The organism is Stieleria sp. JC731, assembly GCF_020966635.1.
In the GTDB taxonomy this organism is placed as follows: Bacteria; Planctomycetota; Planctomycetia; order Pirellulales; family Pirellulaceae; genus Stieleria.
On sequence record NZ_JAJKFQ010000011.1, the window covers coordinates 342,334 to 364,229 of the forward strand.

A 21,896-nucleotide genomic window follows, 5' to 3' on the forward strand; every position below is an offset into this window, starting at 1 on the left:
GTTAACGCTCATTGGCTGCGATCGATCATCACCACCATCAAACGATGAGCCGCAAGTCCAAACGAGTCCGGCATCCAGCGATGGACCCGTGTTAGAAAATGCTGCGACCGACAACACGCTGTCTCGGGATGCGGCACTAGATCAAGCCGCCGAAGCCATGCAGCAGGGGCGATTGAAGGAAGCTCGGTCGCTGCTAACGACCCTACTACTGGAAGACCCAACCGACGTCATCGTCATCTTTCAGCTAGCCACCGTTCATGCGGAACTGGGGGAACTGGAACGTGCGGTCGAAGTGATCGAATCGATCGAGCCTGATGATCCAACCGCCGGTCTGCCCGCACTTGGGCAATCAGCCGATTGGTGTGTTCAGCTGGAACGGTATGACGATGCGGAGAAGCGATACCAGCTGATCTTGAAAGAGGTCCCCGATGCCGCAGAAGCACATCGAAAACTGGCTTATCTGTACAACCGCCAAGGTCGACGGCATGAAGCGGCGCAGCACATCTATCAGCTTTGTCGGCTCGGAAACGTTCGCCAAGACGAACTGCATGCCTTGGTCGTGCTTAGCGATTCGATGTCGTTAGACACAGATGACAGTACCGCTGCCAATGATCCCAACACTGTCGACTACAGTCCGATCGGACCTTCCGGCTTGGCAAGGCAACTGTTTACCGAACATCGTTATGCCGAAGCTGCTGACGTTCTGCGTCCCGCGATTAAAAATCGAAAGGTGCCACCATCGGTTGTCGCTTTTTATGGGCGGATACTGGCAGAAGCACAACTGGATCAGGAGTTCGTCCAGTGGCTTGCCCTGACAGACGAAAGTGTTCGGCAGTATGCCGAGTTTTGGGCGGGCGTCGCGGTCTATCTTGGCACTTTAAATGATTGGCAGTCTGCATCACGCGCGGCAATGGAAGCACTGAACCGCGATCCGACCGATTTTCGATCCATCAATCGGTTGCACCTGGCGCTGACACTGTTAGGGCGAACGGAAGAGAGTGATCGCTGGGAACAGCGTTGGAAAACCTACAAGCAGGTGCTGACAATCAACAACCAGGTTTCGGCATCCAGTCCACCCAGTGTCGACGCGATTGACGAACTTGCTGCTCAGCTGTTTGCCATCGATCGAAAGCTCGAAGCGGTGTTGTGGAAATCGATCGAGTCTTACTATCGGCAGATGTCATCCGACGCGATGGCACATTGGAATGAACAGCGTCGTCAGTTGGTGAAAACCGGTACGGAGATGCCAAGCCAAGAAAGTCGACTACTAGGAATGGGCCTGGATACATTTCCGATGCCGGAATTTCAGGCGATTGTGAAGAATATCGATAAAGACTCTTCGGTGGCATCGCGGCATTCGGCGATCGAAGTCGCGACGCCCGAATTCGCCAATCTTGCGACACAGGTCGGACTGAATCACAGGTACAAGCTTGGGCCGGACGATCTGCGGCAAGGCTTCATGATGTATCACCAAACAGGAGGCGGAGTTGCTGTCACCGACTTTGATTTGGATGGCAACCCCGACCTGTACTTCGCACAAGGTGCTGCTGCCGAACCGGATTTTGTCGCAGCGGAATCCAATCAGCTCTATCGGTCTGACGGAAGCCGCGTTGTGGATGTCACCGTGAACGCGTTCGCATCGGATTTTCAATACACCATCGGTTGTACAAGTGGGGACTGGAATCAAGACGGCTTGCCGGACATTGTCACCTCGAACATTGGGACTAGTGTCCTGATGATCAATCAAGGCGATGGTACCTTTCTCGCTCGCCCATTGGCACAAACTGAAACTGTTGATCAGATGCCAGCCTCGATCGCGATGGCGGATTTAAACTCCGACGGATTGGCCGACCTGTTCGAAGTCAATTACTTGCGTGATAGCCAAATCTCTCTGCGGCCGGAAAAGAACGCCGCCGGAGATATCATTGAGGCTGTCGGGCCCGCCGATTTTGCACCGGCGGCTGACCGTGTCGGTCTGAATGACGGAACTGGCGGTGTGACGTTGCAACCTATCACCGATCAAGACTCGGCAACGCACCACGGACTTGGCGTCGTGATCGCAAACTTCGACGGCAAACCAGGCAATGAAATCTTTGTTGGCAACGACAAATCTGCTAACCAATATTGGGTGCGTGATTCAGACAAATCGACTTGGCAAGACGTCGCCGGGCTAAATGGTTTGGCGTATTCATACGACGGTGGTGAAACGGCAAGCATGGGAGTCGCCGCGGGCGATTTCGATCGAAATGGTGAGCTGGATCTTCACATCACAAACTTTCAAAATGAAAGCGCTTGTTTGTACCTTTCCCGCGACGGTGTGTTTCAAGATCGTGCCAACCGCTACCGTTTGGGAGTCCCAAGCCGTTCCGTTTTGGGATTCGGTTCGCAAGGGCTGGACTACGACAACAATGGCTGGACTGACTTGGTGGTTACCAACGGTCACATCGACAATTACTTGAAGATGAGCGGACCATACGAACAGGAATCACAACTGTTCGCGAATCATGGTGATCGATTCGAGAAAGTCGATGTGGTTGATCCATCTGGCTATTGGGCACAAATGCACCTCGGTCGCGCGCTCGCACGCGTCGATTTCAATCGCGACGGCAAGCAAGATTTTGTGGTGACTCACATGTCTGATCCGTCAGCGGTTCTGATCAATCAAACCAAGACAGATAATCATGTGGTCCAAATCAAGTTAGTCGGTACCAGAGCCGAACGTGATGCAATTGCGACAAAGGTAACGTTGCGATCGGGCGAGACAACGCAAACCGAGTGGCTCGTCGGTGGAGACGGATATCTGTGTCATAATCAGCCGGTTCTCTCGTTCGGATTGGGAACGTCGACCACTGTCGATTCTCTCACCGTCACGTGGCCCACCGGAGACGAGCAGGGATTTTCCAACGTCACTGTTGATCATCAGCTTTTGCTTGTCGAAGGTGACGACGATCTATTTACGCTTGAAACGTTTGCTGATGATGGGAATTTGAACTGAGATGGTCCATTGCAGTGCGAACAAGCCGAACGAACCAATGATTGCCTGTCGGTATTTGCTTTGGATTTGTGCCCTACAGATTCTTTTGTGTGGCTGTGGCGGAACTGTCTCCAAGGATGCACCGTCAGACGGCTTGATGCCCGACACTGAAACAGAGCCTATTGAGGCGGTTGCTCCAATTGCCCCGGTCGCACCTTCGGTTCCAAAGGCTCCGGACGCTCCTGGCAACGAATCTGATACAGCAGCACAAGTAAGTATTGATCGCGACGAGGCGATTTCGAAATCCGAGAAGCTCGCTGGCCAAGGTGACTTCGATGCTGCGTCAGAACACCTGCATGAATTGTTGCTCGTTGACAATCAAGACACCGAAGTCATCTTTCGATTGGCGGGGATGCGTGCTGCGAAGGGACGTCTTGACGAAGCCGTCGACTTGCTCGATTCGATCCCGACGGATGATCCGATCGCAGGTTATCCGGCACTTGGCCAGTCGGCTGATTATTGTTTGAAACTCGGTCGCTACGGCGAAGCGGAACGTCGGTACAAGCGAATCGTTCGGATGTATCCTGATGCCGCGGTCGCTCATCGGAAACTGGCGTTTCTCTACAATTGTCAAGGGCGGCGGCACGAGGCTGCTTACCATCTGCAATCGCTGTGTATGCAAGGCAATGTTCGGCAAGACGAATTGCACGCGTTGATCCATCTGAGCCATGCGATGACGGATGGGGATGCACCTGGCGGCGAGCAAATCATCGAAACCAATGACAACGATCCGAACTACATACCAATTGGCGATTCGGCTCAAGCAAGAATGTTGTTCACGGCGGAACGTTACCAGGAAGCGGTCGATCTGCTAAGGCAGTCGATTGCCAACGGCGAACAGCCTAACTCGATCAAAGCATTCTACGGACGTGCAGCTGCCGAAGCTCAGGATCATCGCCAACTTCAACAGTGGTTGAAAAATCCCAGTCGTGATCTCGAGCAATACTCCGAATACTGGGCGGCAATCGGTTTGTGGTTAATTGCAGAAAACCGATACGAAGAAGCTGCTAGATCTTTAATGGAGGCAATCGACCGCGATCCCACGGACTATCGATCGATCAGTCGATTGCGCTCGGTATTGGAAACGCTCGGCGACGACGAAACTGCCGCAAAGTGGGACGAGCGAGCGGTGACACTGAAAACTGTTTTCACGCAAAACAATCAAGTTGCCGATGCCGGTGAAGCTGGTGGAGAGGCGATCGAGAACCTTGCGGAAAGCTTGTCATCGTTAGGACGCAATGTGGAGGCTGTTCTGTGGAGGTCGATCGCTGCCTACCATCGGCAAGCGTCAAATGATGAAATGCAGCAGCTTCGCCAAGCATTGCGACAAACCGTGCAGAGTCGCCAGGCGTTTCCTGATCAGCAAGCACGGCTTTGTGGTTTATCGCTGGAGTCATACCCGCTGCCGAATTTGAACCTGCCCGGTTCAGAAACGAATCTGGCGTTGGAACACGCTGATTCGAACGCCGTTCAGCGGACTGATTCGTTCGTGCCAGCTGCGTTCGAAAATCTTGCTGATGCGATCGGGCTAAAACACAGCTATCAGGTCGCCAGCGAACCGCGGGAACGCGGATTTACGGTTTATCAATCGGTGGGTGGCGCTGTCGCGGTTTTGGATTTTGATCGTGATGGAATCGCAGATTTGTATCTCGCACAAGGCGCCGCCGACCCGCCGGACTTTGTCAGCCGCGAAAGCAATGTCTTGTACCGATCGAATGATGGATCAATCACTGAAGTTACCAATTCGGCACACGCCGAACTTTATCGCTATTCGACCGGCGTAACCGCGGGTGATTGGAATCAAGACGGCTTTGATGATCTGTTTGTCGCCAACATTGGTGAAAATGCCATATTGATAAACAATGGCGATGGCACGTTTACCAAGCAAGCGTTTGACGACCGAGACGACAAGACGTTGATGACGACTTCGCTAGCTGTTGCGGATCTCGATGGCGATTCCTTGCCGGACCTTTTTGAGCTCAATTACTTGCATGATTCGCGGATTACCGATCGGCCAAAGACAAATGCTCGGGGGCAAGTGATCGAACCTCTAATGCCTCAGCAATACCAGCCGGGACTGGATCGGATCGCTGTGAATCAGCCTGACGGGCAGCCTTCGTTTCAGGATATGGGGACACCATCGGAATCAGCCCGAGCTGGCTTAGGTGTCATCGTCGGTGACTTTGATCACCAACGCGGAAACGAAGTGTTTGTTGGTAACGACGTCTATGCAAACCAGTTGTGGGTAAAAGACAGTCAAGGCATTTGGGCCGATATGGCGATGCTTCATGGCTGTGCGTACGGTTTCAGTGGCGCGAAGACAGCATCGATGGGAATCGCATCAGGCGATTTCGATCGCAACGGTTGGCTCGATTTTCACATCACCAATTTTCAGCGTGAAAACGTCAGCTATTACCTAAATCATTCGGGACGGTTCAAAGATCGCAATATCCAGTACGGCTTAAGTGAACCGAGTTCATCCGTGCTCGGATTTGGGACTCAATCGATCGACTATGACAACGATAGTGACTTGGATTTGGTTGTCGCGAACGGTCACATCGAGGACGCGATTGCAAACCATGCTCCGTTTCAGCAGCCGATGCAATTGTTTGCCAATCGACGCGATCGATTTGAATTGGCGGATGTCGATGACAAGTCTGGATATTGGTCGCAATCGCACCTCGGTCGCGGCTTGGCAAAGCTGGACTGGAATCGTGATGGCAAGACGGACTTTGTGGTCACCCACCTTGGCGAGCAGACCGCATTGTTAGTCAATCGCTGTACCGATGCGAATCATTGGTTGCAGGTCTCGCTTGCCGGTGTCGACTGCGAACGGGCCGCAATCGGAGCTCGTGTCACCGCGAGCGTCAATGGTAATCGTTTGACTGAATGGGTCACGGCTGGTGATGGCTTTTTCAGCCGTAATGAGCCGATCGTTTCGTTCGGACTAGCCGCGGAAAGTGTTGTTAGTGAGTTGACGATTGACTGGCCAGGCGGTGCACGTCAGACGTTCAGCAACGTGGCGGCTGATCAACATATTCTGGTGGTGGAAGGAACCGAGGATCCGTTTTCATTTTGAATCTGGTTTATACTCGTGGTTTCGATTGTTCGCCGCGTCTCATCTTCTTTTCTTTCGTTTATGGCATTCAAAGAGATCCCCACAAGCTGCATTGTTTTCGCACTAGCAGTCGTCATTTCCGGCCTCGTTGGCTGTGATTCGGATTCGAATGACCAGACACCTGTCACGAAAGTTTCTGTCAAAGATGAAGACGAAATGCTGGCGGCGCGGCGATTGGTTTCCGCCGAAAAGTGGCAGCAGGCGGGCGATGTCGCAATCAAAGTTCTACTTCGCGATCCGGACAATGCTGAAGCCGCATTGATCGCAGCGGAATCGGCACTTCGCCAGGGCAACGCGGAACGTGCGGTTGAACTTGCCGCTTCGATCGATGATCAATCTCCGCTGGCCGAAAGTGCGATCGATATTCACGCCAGATCTCTATTCATGGTTGGCAAGGTATCGGAAGCTGCTGATGTCCTGTTGGCCGGAATCAAAAAACGCCCTGGGGAATGGGTTTGGCATCATCGTGCATGGGCGTTGCTAACGCGAATCGGACGTCGTGAAGAAGCATCGCTTGTCGCCGATCAGCTCTGTCTTGCGGGCGAAGCGACGGAAATGGAATTGAACTCGCTGATTCGTCGGACAGAATCTTTTCCGACGCAGTTGGAGTCGGACTCCGAAATCGAAGCATATTTCGAGCCTGGCCTGGGCATTGCTCGCTGGTACTTCACTCAACTTGAGTTTCGAAAATCACTTCAAGAGTTAGAACTGGCGATGGAGAACGGCTTGAAGTCGCCCGCCGCGGTTGCACTTCACGGACGTCTGCTTGCTGAGACACAGGCTCACGATCGATTTCCATCATGGCATGCCGGTTGCGATCCTAAGGAAGTTCAGCGCTTGGGTGATTATTGGGCTGCACTTGGAACCTATTTCTTTGATCGACGTCAATTCGAAGCCTCCGCCCGTGCGTTGCTCAATGCGGTCTATCAAAACCCCACCGACCGCAGCAGCATGCAGCGGTTGGCTAAAGTTTTTGATGCTTTGGGAAAGCCCGACCAGGCACAGCAATATCGGGTGCGTGGTATCGATTTGGCTCAGTGCGAAAATACATCCAATCGATTGCAGCAACGCAAGTTGCCATTCACAGAGCATCGCGAGTTGCAGCAGCGGATTATGCAACAGCTGTTGGAAATGGAACGCCCTTTCGAAGTGCTCGGTTGGGCTGGGCTAATCCATTCCACTAGCAGCAATGCCAAACAACGTGAAATCGCACTCAAGCGAGCAGAGATTCTACGCACCGAGGGTGCTGTCAAGCTGGCTCGTGAGTCAGCATTGCTTGGCGAAAAATTGGAAAACTACAAGTTGGGTGACGCCTATCAAAGGCTGCTCAATGACAAGTCTGCTGGCTCGTCGACACAGAAGGTCGTCGATGTCGTTCCGCTCGCAAAGCCACACCTGGTCGACGTTGCCGCAAAGGTTGGACTCGATTTTCAATGGTACCGCAGTTTGGAACTGGATGAATCACCGATTCCGATTCACGAATCGATCGGCGGTGCGATCGCAGTGTTGGACTATGATCTTGACGGTTGGCCGGACCTTTACTTTGCCCAGGGTTCGGGGGATCCTCCATCAGCAAATTGCACTCGATCGAATGTCTTGGTGCGAAACGTCGCGGGGCGTTTTACAGATCAGACTGCTTTGGCTAATGCTGAAGATTTCAACTACGGTTCAGGTCTAGCCGCGGGTGATGTCAATCAGGATGGATTCATCGACCTCTACGTCGGAAGCTTGGGGAACAATCGCCTGCTGATCAACAATGGGGACGGCACATTTCGTGATGCAACTGAAACACTTGGTGAAAACTCACCGCAGTTCACTTCATCGCTGGCGATCGCGGACATTAACGGAGATCGATTGCCCGATCTATTCGAGTGTGACTATATCGAGATGGACGGAGCGTTCGCGTTGCCCAAGATCGGGCCCGATGGTCGACCGTCGCAGCCATCTCCGCTTGAGCATTACGCGCAATCCGATCGGTGGTTTGTCAATCGTGGCAACGGATCATTTCAATTGCAGAAAATCGAGCGTGATGTCGCCGTTCCGGGAACCTCGCTAGGAGTCGTCGTGACTGACTTTGATGGTCAGCCTGGAAACGAAGTCTTTGTGGGAAACGATGTTCGCCCCAACCATTTGTTGATGCACCTCGGCGATGAAAAGCTAGGCAATGCGGCGGATGCGAAGGGTGTCGCCAACGGGTTTGAAGGTGCAGCGAATGGTTGCATGGGGATTGCCTCGGGAGACTACAACCGAGACGGGACGATCGACTTGCACATCACGAACTTCAATGAGGAATCCGCCAATCTTTATCTTCAATCGCCCGATGGCGGATTCACTGACTATGCCACTCGCTATGAATTGAAAGGCCCCAGTTTTCCGATGGTCGGATTTGGTACCAAGGCGATCGATATTGATCGCGATGGGTGGCTAGATTTGGCCGTGACCAATGGGCACATCTTTGACATGACTCCCTATGACGAAATGTACAAGATGCCGCCGCAGTTATTTATGAACCTTGGCACTCGATTCGAACTAACAAATGTCCAGGACGAGTCTGACTATTGGTCCGGAGACTATTTGGGACGTTCGATGGCAAAGCTGGACTTCGATCGCGATGGTGATTTTGATTTGATCATCAACCACTTGGATCGGCCGGTCGCACTGTTGGAAAATCAAACAGAAACACAGGGGAATGCCATTCAACTGGAGCTTTGCGGAACACGAAGCGAACGTGACGCGATTGGTGCCAAGGTAAGCGTGCGTTCCGGTGAGACAGTTTGGAGCGAATGGGTAACTGCAGGAGACGGCTATCTATGTAGCGATGAAGCGACCATGGAATTTGGTACTGGTGCCGCAAATACGATCGATTCCATCGAAGTGAAATGGCCTTCGGGATCTACCCAAACTTTCCCCGGTCCCATCGAACCGAAGCGGTATCTGTTAATCGAAGGGGAACAGGAGTTGCTGCAACGGTAAGTCCGTTCGAAGTCTTGACCAGAGCCGTTTCGCTGTTCGATTTAAGACCAAGGCGTTCGCCAACGTTATTGACTTTTAGTTGCCCCAAGCATGTTGACTGTGTAATAATTTGCTATCTTAGGCTTCTGTTGCAGAAATGGTTTGTCCGAGATGTCTCAGTCGATGGCAATTGCCGCAGACATCAGATGCGTCAACGTTGATGTGTGTAGTACGGCGTTTGTGCGTTCGGCTTTCCGATTTCGAACTTGTTTATTTTTGGGTTCGGCATCGACATTTTGATGGTGTCTTTGCCAGTCGATTTTTGTGGATCAATCAAATGAAAAAGCTTCTCGCTATCGCGTGCCTCGTCGCTGCTCCCGCTGTCTGTTTGACCGGATGTGGAGAATCGGGCAACAAGGTGATTCAACCACCGGAAGGTTCGACATCCATGACTAGTGACCAGATGGCAGATTACGAAGCCCAGATGCGTTCTGGAGCAAGTTCCAGCGCTCGCCCTGGTAACTGATCTTCGTTGCGGTCTCAAGCCAAAGCGTCTAAAGCGTAGCCCGGCCATCTTACTGATGACGGGCTACGCTTTTTTATTTTCAGCAGCCACGAATTCATTCAGTCAATTGACGTCAAGCATCCGCAATGCCAAGCTTTTCCTGCATCTGCTCAAGCGGAACGCCTTTCGTTTCGGGAACAAACATTTTTACCCAGACCAACTGAAGAACCATCATGAAGCAGAAGAAGCCGAAGATGGTTGCAGGCGGTAGCGACTCGGCCATCTTTGGAAAAACGAGTGTCAGTAGTGCTGCGAACAACCAGTGCGTCGAACTGCCAAGTGCCTGGCCCGCCGCTCTGCTGCGGTTAGGAAAGATCTCGCTGATGAACACCCAGATAACCGCGCCTTGTCCCACCGCATGTGCCGCAATGAAAGCGAAGATACAAGCCGGAACGATTTGGTAGCTTTCCACGCTGAAGGCATAGGTGCAAAGTCCCAGCGAAGCGATGTAACCGAACGATCCGATGTAAAGCAAAGTTCGGCGACCGAAACGGTCGATCAGCCACAGTCCTACGTATGTGAATACGAGATTGGTAATCCCAATTCCAAGCGATTGAAGCAGCGCCGCATTCTTTTCCAGACCGGTCCATTCAAAGATTCGCGGGGCGAAATACAGGATCGCATTGATGCCCGAAAGCTGATTGAAAAAGGCAATCAGAAATGCCAGCATGATCGGCCTTCGAAGCCGAGCGGTGAAAAACTTCTCAGCTTTGTTGGTGTCACCCGCACTTGCTTGGACAGTGTCTGCAAGTGACTCAATTTCCTGGGAGGTAAGATCGGGGTTGATCGAGCGGAAAACTTCTAACCCCGCATCGCGCCGGTTCCCATGTGTGATCAGCCAGCGAGGACTTTCCGGAAGCGTGATACACAAAATCGTATACAGCAGCGCCGGAAAAGCTTCGACACCAAGCATCCAACGCCATGCCACGTCTGCGCCAACGTATTTGCCAATCAGATAGTTCGACGCAAACGCGATCAGGATTCCGAAAACGATGTTGAACTGGAACAAGCCGGCCAGCCGTCCTCGCATCTTTGGCGGTGATATCTCGGAGATGTATAGCGGGGACGCGACGGTCGCGATCCCCACACCGACTCCACCGATAAATCGAGCCAACATGAACGAGAACTTTTCGGGGGCCAGTCCTGATCCGGCTGCCGAAACGAAGTACAGGATACCGACCCACAGCAGGGTTTGACGCCGTCCGAATCGCTCTGCCGGCCAGCCACCCAAAATGGCTCCGATCACGGTTCCCCACAGAGCTGCACTCATGCATAACCCATGCAGCGTGCTGTTTAGATCCCAAACGGACTGGATCTTTTGCTCTGCACCCGAAATCACGATCGTGTCAAAGCCGAATAGGAATCCCGCCAGCGACGCTGTCACTGACCAGACGAGCAACCGATTAGCCATAGAACTTGCACCTTATGCAGCGATAAAGGCCAAGACCATAACCGCGGGCAGCATCTGGCACAATCGTTCCCCTGCTCTACAACACCGAACTTCGGGCTTGATCCACAAACCCCTTGGCCAAGTTATTGGTAGGACTGCAATTCGTATGCTTCGCCGCTGTTTTGAATGATCAGGTGCAGTTGATCCGCCTTCAGTGTGCCAAAGCTTTCGATTTCGCTATCTGGCCAAGTGACGGTGACGTCTTCGATCTGTACCGCATCGCCGAGACCAGCAAGCAAGATGTCTTCGTTAGCGCAGAGGTAGCCATTTCCAGAAAGCTGCCAAAGCGTCCGTGACTTGCCTTCAACTTTGAACCGGACAACTGCGCCGATCGCGTTTCGACTGCAATGGCTGCCGCGTAATTGCAATCCGATACGATGTTGATCCGTTTTCGACTGATTGACCAACAGACCGATGCGTTCGCGGGTGTGGGTGATCGCCAAATCACAAAGCCCATCGCGATTGAAGTCCGCTGTCAACATTGCCCGCCCCACATGATCGGTCTTAAAGTAGCTGCCCCATTGGTCGTCGCTGATGGTTTCGAAGGAACCTTCGCCGCCACGTCGAAAAATTTGCAGCGGCTGAGCGTAGCGGTCCGCACCGGGTTCGGAAAACTGGCCGATGTTGCCGTTGGTCACAATGATTTCATCGAGTCCGTCATTGTCTAAATCGATCGCTTGTGATCCGAAGGCAACGAATTCAAGTGTGGGTTTAACAAGGCCCAGTTTTGCCGTTTCGTCACGCCAAAGCCCAGGTACGATCTGTTCGTAGTAGATGTTGTATTCACGTCCAAAACCGGTGACATACAAATCCAAATCGCCGTCGTGATCAAAATCACTGGCCGCGATTCCCATCGATGCTTGGGCTAGAGACCGACCGTCAACCGCAAGGCCACTTGCAGTTGCCCGGTCATCGATGGCTTCCTGATTCGCCACTGCATCCGTCGGCGAATCAGGAAGTTCATAGTAGAAATTCCGCGTCATGTCGTTGGCGACATAGATTCCCAATCGCTTCCCATCCAACATGCCGGCTAGGATGCCGAGTCCCCGCCCTGGCGGCCCCTGGCTGATCAGATCATTGGTGACATTTGCGAAGCTTGCATCGGCTGTACCCAAGAAAAACTGATCATGGTCCCCTGCGAAAACCATTGGATGACAGGGGCCGGGAACACCTTGTTTGTTTGGGCAGGCTTGGTCCAGTTCAGGGACTGTGGCACAGTACTGAGTAACGATCAGGTCGCTGATACCGTCTCGGTTGATATCGGTAAATGCCGCCGAAGTTGACCACTGGATTGGTGTCGATTGATCCAGCAAGGACGAGCAATCGGTGAAACTTCCGTCGCCGTTATTTCGGTAAAGAAGGTTCGTGCCGAGATTGGCAACGAAGACATCGGGAAAGCCATCTTCGTTAAAGTCACCGACCGCAATGCCTTGTCCAAAGTGTGTGTCGCTGAATCCTGCCGCATCACTGACATCGGTAAACTGTTTGCCAGTATTTCGATGCAAACTGTTTGGATGAGAATCAGCTTGAAGCATCGTTCCCCCTGCGTTGATTACAGCAAGATCACAGAGGCCATCGAGGTCAAAATCGATCGCTCCTCCCCCTGCACCTGTCGAGCGAATCAGTGGTGCAAGCTTGGGATCGCTCGGATCATTTTGGTCGCCAACTCCTGAAAGGTTCCATGCGATTCCGCTTTCGACAAGCCGTACATGGTCGTGTGAAGTCTGGTTCGGTACCAATCGATTGACCGTCGGATTTTGGAAGCGATCGATTTTTGGCGAGGGCAAAGAGCTAAAGTCGAGTTGCAATGCCGGATTTTGTTTGGCAATCCATCGTTGGTCTTCGCGGAGCGACGCGATAACTTTGCTGCGAAGGTTTGTCAGTTCTGACTCGGCGGGGTTCTCTTTAAGTGTGGATGCGATTGCAGACCATGCTTCTGCCTCCCAGACTCGCCCGGCATCGAAAAGGTTTTTCGCGACAATAACGGCGGCAAGTTGGCTCTTGGAACCGCCACCGGTAAAGTCGTTAAAGGAGTCGCGGATGGCGAGTAGCTTTTCGGCATGTTCCGTAATCACGTCAAGGTCGCCATCGCCGATCGTTTGGTCGGACTGACTTTGGAACTGTTGTGCAGCTTGCTTTAAGCGGTTCCATGCGAGACCACGGTTGGGATCGCGCTGGGAAGCTTCCCAGTAGGCGCGAGTCGCCTCGGCGGTCTTGCCTGAATACTGCATGTAGTCGCCAAGTGTCAGCCAGTAATCCGCGTATCGAGTTGATTCGACCGGCGCGGCTGAATACCAGTCGTTCAGTTCGTCCCAGCGAAGTTCGCCTACAAGCGATTGGCCGTACATCGCATGGGCAGGCGAGAAGTCAGGGTGATGTTGAAGGATGTCTTCGAGAACTTCGGAAGCTTTTGCAAATTCGCGGCGGTAGAGGTGCAGGAATGCTTCTGACAATCGCACCCGATGGTCGGCGGGGTTGCGCTGCAGCAATCGTTCGGATGACTTTTCCGAAAGCCTGCGTGACGACGTTTCCGTCGTTGACAGCAGCAGTGGCAGCGTGAAGTGGCGATCTTGGATCAGGATACGGAGATGTTTTGGGATCGCTTCGGTGCGTTGGGCTTCGTTGTAAAACCCGATCAAGATCTGGCGGTGTTGATCACGTTTGGGAAAAGCCTCGACGGATTCTTCCAGTAGCTCAATCGACGCGTAGATCTCGCCAACGTCCATCAAACCGGCGATCGCGGTATCAACGACACCTGCTGGCTCCAAATTGGACTGGCGTGCTGCTTCGACAAGCATCTGTGCGGCTTCGCTTTTCCGATCCAGGAACGCCAGTACACCTGCAGTCAGTTTTAGAAGCTCAGGATCATTTGGATTTTCAATCAATGCTTTGCGGGAGTACCGTTCGGCCGTCTCCCACTGCTGGTTCGCAATCGCTAACCGCATCAATCGTTCAGCATCATCGTTCTCTGCAGTATCCTCCTGCGCAACGGAGCTGTTTGGGGCCTTAGACGCTGATTGAGGCCCACATCCGGTTGAACAACACAGCGCCGCCACGAAAGCAGCCGTAAACGGTGAAATCGCGGTTCTTCTGGGGGGTGTCATGGGCATCGTCAATGGCTGCTTCTCGGAATTAACTGAACAATTACCGGATTTTTGCTGGTTTGGCCACCCATTAGCGTGTGATTAATCCCCTATGAGCATATATTGAGGGGTGCCGTGCCAGCATTGGGGCAATGCCCCATTATTTTGCGGGGTTCTGCATTCGTTCCACTTATTTTCCGGGAGATTTGTAATGGTACGAGGAAAGAAGGGGGCAAATGGTTTCACGCTTGTGGAGCTACTTGTCGTCATCGCAATTATTGGAATTTTGGTAGGGTTGCTCCTACCAGCTGTCCAGGCGGCTCGGGAAGCCGCTCGGCGGATGAGTTGTAGCAACAACTTTAAGCAGATTGGTTTGGCAATGCATAATTACCATTCTGCTTACAAAGAGCTTCCACGTCAGAACGGTGGTACTGGCTTGGGACGTCTTGATGGCAACACGTCATGGTGGGAAGGTTCCACCACGACGAACAACGAAGAGCTCAGTGCTTTCGTTGGGATGATGCCATTCTTGGAGCAGCAAGGCCTTTGGGACAACATTGTCCAGCCGGGCACCAGGACGCTTAACAATGCACCATTGCCACGTGCAGCAGGAACGTTGGGACACTGGACTTCGATGGGACCGAACCCACGATTGGACCGCGAAGGCGGCGAATCACGTCGGTTTATCCCATGGTCGACTGAAATCCCAACTTTGCGTTGCCCTAGTGACCCAGGTCAGGGAACTCCAGCAGGTGGTCGTACGAACTACGCCGTCAGCTTGGGTGACTCCTACAACCAAGTCTGGGATCACGGGCACAAGAACGCTGACCTGTCACCAGGTGACGCTTGGCGTGCAAAGTTCTTCAACGCTTCGGATCGTGGTTTCTTCTCACGTAAGAAATCCACCAAGTTCCGTGACATGCTTGACGGACTATCCAACACCATTGCCGGTGGTGAAATCATCACTGACCTTGGTGACCGTGACAAGCGAAGTGCTCTTGCTGCTGTAATCCAAAGTTGGGTTGTTGAAAACAATCCGATGGAATGTGTCGACCGCGGATGGATCGATCCAGAGTCACCATCGTTCTGGTGTGACAACGGTTCGACCGGATGTACCGCACCGGCTCGATACATGGACGGTGAAGCTGGTCGTGGTATGAACTGGGCTTGGGCCGCGTTCACCATGACCGGGATGCACACCATTCGTCCACCCAACAGCGAAATGTGTGAAGCACACTGGTACGACAACGTCGGCCTGTGCCCACCAAGTAGCCGTCACCAAGGTGGCGTCCACATCCTGATGGGCGACGGAGCGGTAACATTCATCACCGACTCCATCGAAGCTGGTGACCAACGTGCGGCCTGCATCGGTTCGCACAGCGAACCACCACGTAGCCCAGACGAGCCTTGGCGAGTTGGTAAGCCAAGCCCATTTGGTGTTTGGGGTGCACTCGGAAGCCGTCGTGGTCGTGAGACCATCGAAGAGCAACTGTAGTCTGCCTCTACATTGATTTGAAAAGTCGCATGGCCTCGCTCGCAGTTTCTGTGGGCGAGGCCTTTTTCGTGATCTTAGGTGTTGGCATTGATCTGATTGCCTGCGATTTCACATGCGGGCAGCTCGCTTCCCTGATCTGAAAGATGGCAGAAACGCATTGCCGTTTAACCTGCATTCTAGACGTGATGAATTGATCTTCAGTTGCTATGGATTGAAGGTCTGTGTCTTCGTCTATCTCGCTACAATGAATGGCAGGAGCGAAAAGCACGATTTGAGCTTTTTCATCCGTCGTTGGGTTGCCAGTCGTTTGCTCGAACCGAACTAGGGAGTGTTCGTGAGACGCGTTCTGATCTTGCCGTTGTTCTTTCTTTTTTTAATCGGCGCTTTCGTCCAAATTCCTTTTTTAGCTGAGGAAAGGCGTTCGGCACCGAGTGACGTACCATCCTTGCCAGCGACAGAGGCCTTGCCAGCTATAGAGGCAACGCCGCAGGCATCCGCTAATGCCGACACACTTGTACCAACTTATGTTGGGCGAGAAGTCTGCAAGGAATGCCACCAAAGCAACTACGAACTTCATCAGCACCACGGCCATAAGTCGACCTTTGCCTTAGCCGCCGATCCAGAGATTGCCGAACTGTTTCGTGGCAAGACCTATGATGCCGGTCAGCCGTACGGCACTTATCACTACGATGTTGATGGAGAAGGTTTGTACGTCACGATCCCCGACAAATTTGGTGATCGAAGATTTCGATTGGATTACGCCTTGGGATCAACCAAGGGTGCAATCACGCTGCTTTCTTTGATACCTGGACAGGATGGCCAAACGATCGCGATTGAACATCGCGCCTCGTGGTTTAAAGCTTTGAATGATCTTGCGCCAACTCCTCAGGAAGACCCAGGTACACCTCGAATACCAGGAGAATTCTTTGGACTGATGCATGAAGGCATCGTCATGCGAAAGTGCGTTTATTGTCACACGACGCAGGGCGAAATCGAGAACCAGACCGTCAACGGGTTGGTTGCGAACGTCAATTGTGAAAAGTGTCATGGTCCCGCCAGCGAACACGTCCGACTCGCCAAGCAGATGGACAATCCACCCAAGTTTTCTGTCGGCAAAGAGGATTGGGATGTCGAATCCGAAATCCAGCTTTGCGGGGATTGTCATCGCTTGCCGGCGACGATTTCAACGAAAAAGATTCGTGAATACCCCGACGAATTGGTTCGGTTCCAGCCTGTCGGAATCCTACGAAGTGAGTGCTATTTGCAATCAGGCGGTCAACTCACGTGTTCGACCTGTCACAATCCTCATCAATCGGTTCATGAGGTCAGCAAACAGGAGCACGAACAGAACTGTATTGCGTGTCACCAGCAGTCTGAATCCGATCATGTCGCTTGCCCGGTGTCTCCAAAGTCCGGCTGCATCGAGTGTCACATGCCGGCTTTAGAATTGCCCGGATTGCATGTCGGTTTTCATGACCATTGGATTCGGGTCCACGATGAACAGTAGTGTGTCACCAACATGCGTCGTACAAGTGCGTCAAAACATGAGTTTGGCAAGTAACCGATCCACCGGTGTGACATTCGGTATCGTTCTGATCTGCCAATTTCTAATTCTGGCGGTTGGCTGTTCGCAAAAATCAGAGCCGCTAGATCAGCAAGTTCAAGCACCTGAACCGGCTTCGCCAACAATCGCAGAAAGGCAGTCGCCGCAGTCGAGTGATGCGGTTGAAAGCCACGCTGAAGTCCAGCAACCCGCAGCGTCAAACGAAACCAGCCACGCGAAGGACTTTGCTGCCTCGCCAAAGCCGATGGATCCGATCGCACTACAAGATGCCGCGATGGAGGCATTGCAAAGAGGCGATACCAATTCGGCTTTTCAGTTGATCCGGAAAGCAAAGCGTTTGCAGTCGGAAGATCCACACACAAACTTTTTGATGGCCCGGATTTTGGCGGAGCGAAAGCGGTTTCCCGAAGCGATCCAGATGTTGGACAAGATGGTGCTCACCAGCCCAGAAGCGAGACTGCCTATCCTAGGGCAAACTGCAGAATGGATGTTGATGTACGGCCAGTGGCAACAAGCCGAAGACCGACTGAAAACATTGCTCGAAGAAGTGGATGACGGGACACTTGTTCGACGAATGCTTGCCGGATTGTATCTTCGTCAAGGACGTCGTATCGAAGCGTTTGATTTATTGAACCAACTTTGTCGAGCGGGCAATATTGAGGAGGTTGAATTACGTGCGTTGCTAATCGGTTTGCATCCGTTTCAAGGTGAGCAAACCGATGACGAACTGGAGCCGGTCGGACCGCTGGGCGCCGCAAGGTTTGCAATCGCAAAGGGAGATTGGCAGGCCGCGCGTCAGTTGTTGGATGAGGTGGTCGATCGAAACGTTCATGAACAAGAGTTGTTCGTTCGAGTTCTAGCTCAGCAAGGCGAATTCGAACAGCTGAATGCTTGGGCAGAAACGTTGTCTCAAAGCGTGGCAGCGCAACCAACGACGGCGGACGGATGGTTCGCATTGGGAGTGTTACAATCCCATCGCGATCTTCCCGAAGATTCAGTGAAGGCTTTTTGCGAATGTGTACGGATCGATCAAACCGATTGGGCCGCGTACGAAAAGCTAAGTGAATCGTTAAGTCAACTGGATTTATCGAAACCGGCTCAGGAAGCATCGAAACGTTCACAAACCATCCAAAAAACACAGCAGCTTGGTGCCGCAATGGCGTCGACAGACAAGCGCGACAACGCTGACTTCGATGCGTTGATTGACAGTCTCGATATGCTCCAGCGCCCTCTAGAAGCTGCAGCTTGGAAGGCGATGCAGGCCGTTTACGCGCAGTCTGCAGGGGAACTTTCAAGTCAACAAGCGATGGCTCTACTGCAGGAAATTAACAAGCAACGCCAGCAGGTGTTAGCATCCGGAAATGCATCCGCGTCAGAATCATTCATCAAGTGCGGCGTCGATTTAGAGGCTCTCTCTGCAGAACCCAATTCGGTCCAGTAATCCTGCTCAGTTGACTGGCTCGATCAGTCGCCTGGCGCACTGACCAGCGGTTGCCTCTTACCATCAGCCGCTTGGTGCCAGCCTGCGGTTACTACCTGCCGCATCAACCAGAACCGCACGCTCGCGGGTTGCGGCTGATAGACGCAGCACGATCATCGGTTTTCACCATCAGCCGCTTGGCGCCAGCCTGCGGTTACCACAACCGCATCAACCAGAACCGCACGCTCGCGCGTTGCGGCTGATATACGCAGCACGATCATCGGTTTTCGCCATCAGCCGCTTGGCGCCAGCCTGCGGTTACCGCCTGCCACATCAACCGGAACCGCACGCTCCCGCGTTGCGGCTGATATGTGTAGCACGATCATGGGTTTCCACCATCAGCCGCTTGGCGCAAGCCTGCGGTTACTACCTGCCGCATCAACCAGAACCGCACGCTCGCGCGTTGCGGCTGATAGACGCAGCACGATCATGGGTTTCCACCATCAGCCGCTTGGCGCCAGCCTGAGGTTACTACCTTGGGATTTGATGCTAAATAATGGTATATTCGCTCGAATTATGAATGATGATCCACTTGCCTATTTCATCACCTGGACGGTCTATGGCACATGGCTGCAGGGTGACGAACGCGGATGGCGTCGATTTCGTGGCGGGCATGAAACACCACAACCAATGCTATCCAACTGGAGACGGGAACGGTTGCAGTATGACGTTATGCTGCTGAATGATCACCATCGCCTTGTCGTCGCTGAAACCATCGAACGTCATTGCAGGCAGCGAGGCTGGAAACTGTGGGTGGCTAACTCACGAACCAATCATGTGCATGCCGTGGTCTCCGCGACGAATTGCAGTGGGGCGAGAGTCCGAGATCAGTTGAAGGCCTACTGCACGCGGTTGCTGCGCGTAAATGATGCGAGATTCCAAAAACGACCGGTTTGGAGCCGCGGTGGTGACTGGCAATGCGTTAATTCAGAAGATGATTTAGCAACTGTCGTGTCATATGCGGGCGAAGTTCAAGATGCGAAGGACAAACAATAAAACTGCTGCCTGGTCCGACTGCGGTTACTGCAGTCGTGTCAGATGGAACCGCACGCTTGCGCGTTGCGGCTGATGATTGTGGCCGAACATGCGATCAACCGCTTGGCGCCAGCCTGCGGTTACTGCAGTGGTGTCAGGTGGAACCGCACGCTCGCGGGTTGCGGCTGATAGACGCAGCACGATCATCGGTTTTCGCCATCAGCCGCTTGGCGCCAGCCTGCGGTTACTGCAGTCGTGTCAACACAAACCGCATGCTGGCGCGTTGCGGCTGATTTGTCGTCCGCCCTGCTCTGCGAACAGGGTGGACGTCAATCATTTCTTAGTCCGCATAATCGCTACGAGGCGTCAGGGTTCGGTCGCAACGTTTCGAAGCTTTTGAGAGTCGTTTGTTCGTCTGGCCGATGACTCAGGTGGACCGTGCCGCAATCGAATCTTCCCCACGCATCGAGATCTCAGTGCGTGGTGTTGATCAATGTATGGAGACAGGTTGGATCATGCGGGCGTCAATACACTCTTCTTTCGCAACGGCAATCATCGGTGTCGGATTCGTCGCGGGCTGCGCAAATCCGACAACCATCTTGGCTCGGAAATACTCTGCGGTTATAGAGCAACCGGCGCTCAGTACGACCCCGATTGGTGTGGCGCGAACAGATGAGACGCATGCAAAGACCACGCTGACGGCGACTCCGGCCGTTTCTCAGTTACCCAGTACGCCGACGGAATCGGGGAAACCTATTCAACAAGTCGATTTCGAGTCATTGGGGGACTTGGTCGCCAGTTCCACTGCTGTCGAAGCGGATCCTTCCCTTGAAATTACACAGCAGAATGATTCGGTGGACTCGTTGGTTGCGATTGCGGTCCAAGAGAATCCGACGCTTACGAAACTTCATCGTGAATATCTTTCCGCGGTTGCCAAATCTCGCTACGTCGACAAGTTGCCCGACCCTCGAATTGGAACGAATATCTTCGGCCGACCGCTTGAGACTGCAGCAGGATCACAGCGTGCCAACCTTAGCGTCAGCCAAGCGATTCCCTGGCTCGCAAAGTTAAATGCGCAGCAACAGCAGGAATGTTTGCGCGCATTGGCGATTCATTCAGAATATCAAGCCGCGCGGTTGGACGTTGTCGCTCGAGTTCGTACGGGTTGGTTTCGCTTGTACGTTATTGACAAGCAAATTGAAACGACAAAGGCCAATCAACAATTGCTACAGTCGCTGATTGATGTTGCGAACGCCGGTTTCGCTGTCGGAACGTCAACGCAAGGTGAGATCCTGCTTGGCACTGTCGAGATGTCCAAGCTGGAAGAACGATTGTTGCTGCTGAGCAAACAGCGGCGTGTAACGGAAGCCGAGATCAATCGTTCGATAGGTAGAAACGCCGGGGTGCCGATCCGTTCGGTGGACGCCTTAGAAGTTCAGCCTATCAAAGACGATTCGGCAACCATTCACCAAATCGCTTTGGCGCATCAGCCCGAAATTCATGCGGCACGATATCGAGTTCAGGCCAGCCGCTGGGGCGTGGAAGTCGCAAGACTCAGTCGGCGTCCCGAGTTCATGGTGTCGGCGAACTACTTCATGACCGATGACAACCGCCCGGCGTCGCCGGTGGTCAATGTTGGCGAAGACCCTTGGTCGATCGGTTTGCAGATGAGCTTGCCAATCTGCCGTGAAAAGTATGACGCTATCGCAAACGAAGCAGGTTGGAAACACCAAGCGGCACACGCTGGTGTTGAAGAATTGATCGATCGGTACGATTCCTTGATCGTCCAGCTTAAGGCCGAAGCCAGTCGGGCGAACGAAACCGCTTCGCTCTACAAAACCACAATCATCCCGCAAGCTCAACAGGCCTTGGCTGCTAATCAGCAGCTATTTGCGAACGGGAAAGCTGACTTCGATCGTGTGATCAGTGACTATCGAACCTTGCTTTTGTTGGAACTGGGGTATCATCAAGCGGTCGGTGAGTTGGCAATCGCGAACGCCAAATTGAGGCAGGCGGCGGGGATCGATCTCTAGTCGTCGAGCCCGTGGAAGTCATGTGTTTCGGCCAGTGGCTTGCCGAGACCGAAATTCCGGGTGCCTGAAAACCGCATGGCCTGGAACGGAAATTCGGGGTAAACTTGACACCAGCACGCTCTCGTTCCCGCGCGGTTTTCACTTAAA

General features: G+C 53.1%; 11 protein-coding genes. 9 read left to right on the forward strand and 2 right to left on the reverse strand.

Translation table 11 applies throughout. The features are described from left to right. Window positions 1-88: 88 nt before the first annotated feature. The 4 genes from LOC67_RS18260 (at window position 89) to LOC67_RS18275 (ending at window position 9,630) form a co-directional block, all read left to right on the forward strand. Window positions 89-2,995, forward strand: coding sequence for an FG-GAP-like repeat-containing protein (locus LOC67_RS18260; protein WP_230264121.1), 2,907 nt, complete (start codon window positions 89-91; stop codon window positions 2,993-2,995). A gap of 136 nt (window positions 2,996-3,131) precedes the next feature. Beyond that, window positions 3,132-6,113 carry an FG-GAP-like repeat-containing protein gene (locus LOC67_RS18265; RefSeq protein ID WP_230264122.1) on the forward strand — a complete coding sequence of 994 codons (2,982 nt, stop codon included), beginning with the start codon at window positions 3,132-3,134 and terminating at the stop codon, window positions 6,111-6,113. A 15-nt stretch (window positions 6,114-6,128) separates the two neighbouring features. After that, window positions 6,129-9,125 (forward strand): FG-GAP-like repeat-containing protein, encoded by a 2,997-nt coding sequence (locus tag LOC67_RS27635; protein WP_230264123.1) that lies wholly within the window; start codon window positions 6,129-6,131, stop codon window positions 9,123-9,125. Between the two features lie 316 nt (window positions 9,126-9,441). Continuing rightward, complete coding sequence (locus tag LOC67_RS18275) at window positions 9,442-9,630, forward strand: hypothetical protein (RefSeq protein ID WP_230264124.1); 189 nt, start codon at window positions 9,442-9,444, stop codon at window positions 9,628-9,630. A 112-nt stretch (window positions 9,631-9,742) separates the two neighbouring features. Here the strand turns inward: LOC67_RS18275 and LOC67_RS18280 are convergent, their stop codons facing one another. Next, on the reverse strand, window positions 9,743-11,080 hold the full coding sequence (locus LOC67_RS18280) for a sugar porter family MFS transporter (RefSeq protein ID WP_230264125.1): 1,338 nt from the start codon (window positions 11,078-11,080) through the stop codon (window positions 9,743-9,745). 122 nt (window positions 11,081-11,202) lie between these two features. Then, window positions 11,203-14,064: an FG-GAP-like repeat-containing protein gene (locus tag LOC67_RS18285; RefSeq protein ID WP_230264126.1), complete on the reverse strand. Its 2,862-nt coding sequence runs from the start codon at window positions 14,062-14,064 to the stop codon at window positions 11,203-11,205. Window positions 14,065-14,413: 349 nt separating this feature from the next. Between LOC67_RS18285 and LOC67_RS18290 the strand changes: the two genes are divergently transcribed. From LOC67_RS18290 to LOC67_RS18310, 5 genes are all read left to right on the forward strand, one after another. Continuing rightward, window positions 14,414-15,697: a DUF1559 domain-containing protein gene (locus LOC67_RS18290; protein WP_230264127.1), complete on the forward strand. Its 1,284-nt coding sequence runs from the start codon at window positions 14,414-14,416 to the stop codon at window positions 15,695-15,697. Window positions 15,698-16,031: 334 nt separating this feature from the next. Continuing rightward, window positions 16,032-17,204: a multiheme c-type cytochrome gene (locus LOC67_RS27640; protein ID WP_230264128.1), complete on the forward strand. Its 1,173-nt coding sequence runs from the start codon at window positions 16,032-16,034 to the stop codon at window positions 17,202-17,204. 37 nt (window positions 17,205-17,241) lie between these two features. After that, the gene (locus tag LOC67_RS18300; RefSeq protein ID WP_230264129.1) at window positions 17,242-18,702 is read left to right on the forward strand and encodes a tetratricopeptide repeat protein; all 1,461 of its coding nucleotides are present in this window, start codon (window positions 17,242-17,244) and stop codon (window positions 18,700-18,702) included. Window positions 18,703-19,257: 555 nt separating this feature from the next. Beyond that, a complete protein-coding gene (locus tag LOC67_RS18305) occupies window positions 19,258-19,737 on the forward strand; it encodes a transposase (RefSeq protein WP_230264131.1) in 480 nt (159 codons plus the stop codon). A gap of 410 nt (window positions 19,738-20,147) precedes the next feature. Continuing rightward, on the forward strand, window positions 20,148-21,749 hold the full coding sequence (locus LOC67_RS18310) for a TolC family protein (RefSeq protein ID WP_230264132.1): 1,602 nt from the start codon (window positions 20,148-20,150) through the stop codon (window positions 21,747-21,749). Window positions 21,750-21,896: the final 147 nt, after the last annotated feature.